The following is a 6,000-nucleotide window of genomic DNA, read 5'->3' on the forward strand; positions in this document are numbered from 1 at the left end:
CCGGACAAGCCGGGCTGTTTTGGATCTCAAATCATCAAATGATTAGCGGTACTTGGCAGTGGCAATCTCGCCACCTTCAATCACGATCTGACGGTAGTTGCCGGCCGACTCACCTGCGCCGATCAGCTCAACCGCGGTTGCACCAACGTAGTCCACGTCGCCGCCGCCCGCGATGATTTCCAGCGCTTTGGCCAGTTCACCTGGGAAGATCTGCTCGCCCGGAGCGTTTGCCACATCCATGACTTTGTCTTTGTAAGCCGCTGGATCGGAAGAGCCTGCCGCCTGCATCGCCAGCAGGATCAGCGCTGCCGCGTCATAAGATTCTGGGGTGAACGGGGAAGTCGCGTCGAATGCATCGCCAACGATCTCACCAAACTTCGCCGCACCTGGGCTGTCGGTGCCAGGGTGCTGGCCAGTGGAACCTTCGATTTCGTCACCAAAGTTTTCCTGCAGCTTGTCGGAGATCATGCCATCAGGGAAGTGGAAGGTGTCAAACGCGCCAGAGTCGATGGCCGCGCGCACGATGCCCGAGCCGCCCTGGTCCACGTAGCCAGCCACAACTAGGCGATCGCCGCCTGCGGCTGCCAGAGCGCCAACTTCTGCGGAATAGTCGGCTTTGCCGTCTTCGTGTGCGGCGTTGATGGTTACAGAGCCACCAGCCGCTTCAAACGCCGCCTGGAAGCTGTCTGCCAGACCTTTTCCGTAGTCGTTGTTGGTGTAGGTCACCGCAACTTCTTTGATGCCTTCTTCCATCAACACTTCGGTCATCACAACACCCTGACGGGCATCAGATGGCGCGGTGCGGAAGAAAAGGCCATTGTCTTCATTGTTTGCGTGGCTCAGACCCGGGGAGGTTGCGGATGGGGACACCATCACAACGCCGTTGGCGACGGCCACGTTGTTCAGGATCGCGCCGGTCACACCGGAGCAGTCCGCGCCCATGATGCCTTTTACGCCTTCCGCTGTGATCAGGCGCTCTGCTGCGGCGGAGGCCGCCGCTGCATCGATACAGGTGGAGTCAGCGCGCACTGAGGTCACGGTTGCACCGCCGAGCAGCTTGCCGCTGTCAGAGACTTCTTTCATGGCCAGCTCAGCGCCGTCCGCCATGGAAGGGGTCAGCGATTCAATTGGGCCGGTGAAGCCGAGGATCACACCCAGCTTGATTTCTTCTGCGGATGCCGCGCCAGCCAGCAGTGCGCCAGCGGCGGATGCCAAAAGCAGCTTTTTCATTTGGAAACTCCCTATTGGTTTTTTTCTTGTTCCGAACGTGAGCCTATGCGGGGTGATTTCAAAAGAAAAGAGGTCGATGACTGATTTTTGAACATCAATTCAGGGCGAGATGTGAGAGGGTAAGTCTAGTGATTTTTCTGATGCAAAGAGGCTTTGATATGCACACTCGCCTAAGACTTATTGTATTGTTTCTATTTGCTTCTTTGCCGGTTTCGATAGCGTTTGCAGATTTGCAGACGTCCCAAGGTTCCGCTGTCGTTACCCCGGTTGTTGAGCGCCTAAAGGGGCCCTGGGCGTTTGCATTTCTACCTAATGGAGAGCTGCTGATCACGGAGAAACGCGGCAAGCTTTTGCATGTTACCGCTAGCGGCAAGCGAAGTACCGTCAAAGGCCTTCCAGCGATTCACGTTCAGGGACAGGGTGGCTTACTTGACGTCATCGTGGCGCGGGATTTCGCGCAATCTCGGACCATCTTTCTGTCCTATGCCAAGAAACAAACAGGCGGGTCCGGCACATCGGTGATGCGCGCGCAGCTGTCTGAAGACGGGAAAAGGCTTTCCGAACAAATACAAATCTTTGAAATGGCTCCGGGCAGTTCTGGTGGGCGACACTTTGGCAGCCGGATTGTGCAGGCCAAAGACCGAACTCTATTTGTGACCATAGGAGAACGTGGGGATCGACCTGCCGCTCAAAACCTAGCGCAGCATGAAGGGTCGGTTATCCGGATCACACAGGACGGCGAAGTGCTCAGTGGCAATCCATTCGTGAATACGTCCGGCGCTCAACAGGAAATCTGGAGCTACGGGCACCGCAACCCGCAGGGATTGGCTCTGGACTTGTCAGGCCGCCTCTGGGTCGTGGAGCATGGCGCGAAGGGCGGGGACGAGCTCAATCTTCTTGAAAAGGGCGCTAACTATGGCTGGCCGGTGATTTCTTACGGTACGCACTACTCCGGGTTCAAGATAGGCGAAGGCACCGCGAAAGCGGGCATGAAACAACCGAAGTTCTACTGGGATCCCTCAATCGCACCGTCAGGATTGATGATTTACTCAGGCAAACTGTGGCCGCAGTGGAAAGGGCATTTTTTTGTGGGAAGTTTGAAGTTCGACTACATCAGCCGGCTGGCCGGGTCTTCACCAAAAGAAGTCGAGCAATTGCGCGGGGACAGTACGCGGCGGGTGCGGGATGTGCGCGAAGGACCAAATGACGCTATTTGGTTTTTGTCTGAAGACAAAGGGATACTTTACCGAATGACGCCCGGCGGCTAGGTTGAAAGAAATCTATTTGTTTCAATCTTCTGTGGACACACAATGATCAAGAGTAGCCTTCTTTCCGTCGCTTTCATACTGGCGACAAACGCAACGGTGCAGGCGCAGACCAACTTGCGTACTCAATTCAATCAGGCGTTGGCTTTGTTCAATGAAATGGTCATGAACAAGGAGATTGGCGAGGCCATTGACATGATCCAGCCGGATGTTGTTTTGAGTGACGCGGAGAAAGCCGAGTATAATTCGGCCCTTACAGAAGCCTTTCCCGATCCTTTTGTCGGTTCAGCAACAGTCCAGTCAGAGACTCTCAAAAGCGGCTTTCGACAGGAAATGTTGGCCTATTGGACCGAGGAAGGCGACTATCTTTACCTTTACCTCGTGATGCACACCCAAGGCGCGCAGCAGCAGGTCATTCACGTGGAACACACCACCACGTTTTCCAAGTTCATTTCGCGTTTTTGACTTAGATAGACAGGCGCGAACTTTGGCTGCCACGTTCTCTATAGGGCGTGGTTTCGTAATGCGCGCGGTAGCATTTGGAGAAGTGGCTGGGGGATGCGAACCCGCAGGCCAGCGCTACATTGATCACGCTCATATCGGTTTGCATCAGGAGGTTACGTGCCTTTTGCAGGCGCAGCTCCATATAATATCGCTTGGGCGAGCGGTTTAGGTAACGACGAAACAAGCGTTCCAATTGACGAGTCGACATTCCCACTTCCTTTGCAAGCAAAGACGGGCTGATCGGTTCTTCAATATTGGCTTCCATCATCTGAATAACCATGGACAATTTTGGATGTCGCACACCGATCCGCGTGGGCACAGAGAGGCGTTGTGTGTCTTGGTCGGTGCGGATCGAACTGTAGATTTGTTGATCGGCCACCCAGTTGGCAACGTCCTCGCCCAAATCTTGAGCGATCAGCTTCAAAAACAGATCGATCGAGGATGTGCCGCCTGCAGTGGTCATTCGGTTTGTGTCGATGGTGAAAACGGATTTGGACAGCTCCACCTCGTCAAACTCTTCGGCGAAGCTATCCTGATTCTCCCAGTGAATCGTCGCGCGTTTGCCATCCAGAAGCCCCGCTTTGGCCATGCAGAAAGATGCGGTGCACAGCCCAATCACAGGTGGGCCCTTGCGCGCTTCCCTGCGCAACCAGTTCAGCAGTTTCTTAGTGGTCGCCTGCTGAATGTCCGTTCCGCCACACAACACAATTGTGTCATCGCGGCGCAGTTCGGCAAGATCGTCATCCAGCTTAAAAGTTGTGTTTGTTGAACAGCTTATCGTGTCGCCACCTTCGCCGACCAATATCCAGGAATAGTGATCACGTCCCATGTGCCGATTGGCCAAGCGTAGGCAGTCAATTGCTGACGCAAAGGACAGCAATGTGAACTTATCCAAAAGCACAAAAACAAAGCGCCGCGATTTCGCGTCGTTTTGATCAGAAGCGAGTGCCGAAGTCATTGACATCGTTTCCTTTTCCAAGAGGGGGTGCGCATCTTGAGTTGCAGCGAGTTGACCGATTAAACGAAACATTCACCAAACGCGTCAAGGCCGGATATTTCATCTATGGCGCCGGGACAAGAGCTTTTGTATAAGGCCTCATTAACTTGTCTAATTGGAGTAAAGACAATGGCTGACTGGCAAAAATCTGACTGGCGCGCGAAGCCCCGGATTCAGATGCCTGAGTATACGGATGACGCAGAGCTGAAGGCTGTAGAAGCCAAGCTCGCCAGCTATCCGCCATTGGTCTTTGCCGGCGAAGCGCGTCGCCTGAAAGCTCAGCTTGGTGCCGCTTCTCGCGGCGAGGCCTTTTTGTTGCAGGGCGGTGACTGTGCGGAGAGCTTTGAACAGTTCAGCGCAGACGGCATTCGCGATACATTCAAAGTGATGTTGCAAATGGCGATGGTGCTGACCTATGGCGCCAAGGTACCGGTGGTGAAAGTCGGTCGCATGGCCGGCCAATTTGCCAAGCCGCGTTCTGCGCCAACGGAAACTTTGGATGGCGTGGAGCTGCCTAGTTACCGCGGCGACATCATCAACGAGTTGGACTTCACGCCTGAATCGCGAATTCCCAATCCAAACAAGATGTTGCAGGCCTATACACAAGCGGCCGCAACGCTGAACCTGCTGCGCGCGTTCTCGACTGGTGGTTACGCGGATGTGCATCAGGTGCATTCCTGGACTCTTGGGTTCACCGAGGGGGAGAAAGCCACCAAGTATCGTGATATGGCCAACCGGATCAGCGATACGTTGGACTTCATGAAAGCGGCGGGCGTGACCTCTGATCGTTTGCACTCGTTGCAGACTGTGGACTTCTACACCAGCCATGAATCCCTGCTGCTGGAGTATGAAGAAGCGCTGACGCGTCTGGACTCGACTTCTGGTAAATGGCTCGCGGGGTCTGGCCACATGATCTGGATCGGCGACCGTACTCGCCAGCCAGATGGGGCGCATGTTGAATTTGCGCGTGGCGTTCAAAACCCGATTGGTTTGAAATGTGGTCCAACCACAACCGCAGATGACCTCAAAGTGTTGATGGAAAAGCTGAATCCGGAAAACGAAGCAGGTCGTCTGACATTGATTGCCCGCTTTGGCGCAGGCAGCGTTGGGGATCACCTGCCGCGCCTTGTCAAAGCGGTTCAGGAAGAGGGCGCCAATGTGCTTTGGACTTGTGATCCAATGCACGGCAACACCATCAAATCGGCAACCGGCTACAAAACCCGTCCGTTTGACAGTGTTCTATGCGAAGTGCGTGAGTTCTTCGGAGTTCACAAAGCTGAGGGCACCATTCCGGGCGGCGTGCATTTCGAGATGACCGGTCAGGATGTGACAGAGTGCACTGGCGGTGTACGAGCCGTAACCGAGGAAGATCTATCCGCACGCTATCACACAGCCTGTGACCCTCGTCTGAATGCGAGCCAATCGCTTGAGCTGGCGTTCCTCGTGGCAGAAGAGCTGTCTGACCGCGATCAAGCCAAAGCGGCCGCAGCGGTCTAAACCGCTTCAACCGCAAGTAATTAAGGGCCGCGCGAATGCGTGGCCCTTTTTTGTTGGGAAAAGCAAAAATAACCGCAATTTGCCTCTTGCATCCCCCCAACAGTTGAAGCTAAACACCGCTCCACAGAGAGGCGGTCAACTGACCAACGCTCTGATGCGGAGAGGTGGCCGAGTGGTCGAAGGCGCACGCCTGGAAAGTGTGTAGGCGGGAAACCGTCTCCAGGGTTCGAATCCCTGTCTCTCCGCCATTAACCAATTTCGAACCCGAGACGAGGCCCCCGCGTGGGCCTTTTCTTTCTGGTTCAAAGGGGTTTAGTTGATTCATCCGACTTTCTGAGACTAACGATTTGACCGAAATCGGTCTCCGAACGCCCCGCGTCTCTTTCCACCCGCCCTTCACCCAAGTCGAGACGGATTTGAAACTGGTCGTCTTTTCAGACGCTTGGCGAGAATGATCCTCCCGCACTGAAGTGGTCCGCCGCTATGTTTAGAAAACGGAGGATTCAC

Annotated in this window: 5 protein-coding genes and 1 tRNA gene; 4 read left to right on the top strand and 2 right to left on the bottom strand. The window is 54.8% G+C overall.

The features are described 5' to 3' along the window. Window positions 1-42 precede the first annotated feature (42 nt). Window positions 43-1,230, bottom strand: a complete 1,188-nt coding sequence (locus tag MK208_RS17770) for an ABC transporter substrate-binding protein (RefSeq protein WP_294118816.1) — start codon at window positions 1,228-1,230, stop codon at window positions 43-45. Between the two features lie 158 nt (window positions 1,231-1,388). Between MK208_RS17770 and MK208_RS17775 the strand changes: the two genes are divergently transcribed. Together MK208_RS17775 and MK208_RS17780 are read left to right on the top strand one after the other, a co-directional pair. After that, a complete protein-coding gene (locus MK208_RS17775; RefSeq protein ID WP_294118825.1) occupies window positions 1,389-2,498 on the top strand; it encodes a PQQ-dependent sugar dehydrogenase in 1,110 nt (369 codons plus the stop codon). A 42-nt stretch (window positions 2,499-2,540) separates the two neighbouring features. After that, complete coding sequence (locus MK208_RS17780; RefSeq protein ID WP_294118818.1) at window positions 2,541-2,960, top strand: hypothetical protein; 420 nt, start codon at window positions 2,541-2,543, stop codon at window positions 2,958-2,960. A 1-nt stretch (window position 2,961) separates the two neighbouring features. Here MK208_RS17780 and MK208_RS17785 read toward each other — a convergent pair whose 3' ends face one another. After that, window positions 2,962-3,963, bottom strand: coding sequence for a GlxA family transcriptional regulator (locus MK208_RS17785; RefSeq protein ID WP_294118820.1), 1,002 nt, complete (start codon window positions 3,961-3,963; stop codon window positions 2,962-2,964). A gap of 162 nt (window positions 3,964-4,125) precedes the next feature. Between MK208_RS17785 and MK208_RS17790 the strand changes: the two genes are divergently transcribed. Both MK208_RS17790 and MK208_RS17795 read left to right on the top strand, forming a co-directional pair. After that, window positions 4,126-5,493, top strand: a complete 1,368-nt coding sequence (locus MK208_RS17790; protein ID WP_294118821.1) for a class II 3-deoxy-7-phosphoheptulonate synthase — start codon at window positions 4,126-4,128, stop codon at window positions 5,491-5,493. Window positions 5,494-5,651: 158 nt separating this feature from the next. After that, window positions 5,652-5,741 (top strand) — tRNA-Ser (locus MK208_RS17795). The last annotated feature ends 259 nt before the right edge of the window (window positions 5,742-6,000 follow it).

The sequence above is a fragment of the Shimia sp. genome (genome assembly GCF_022448905.1).
In the GTDB taxonomy this organism is placed as follows: domain Bacteria; phylum Pseudomonadota; class Alphaproteobacteria; order Rhodobacterales; family Rhodobacteraceae; genus Shimia.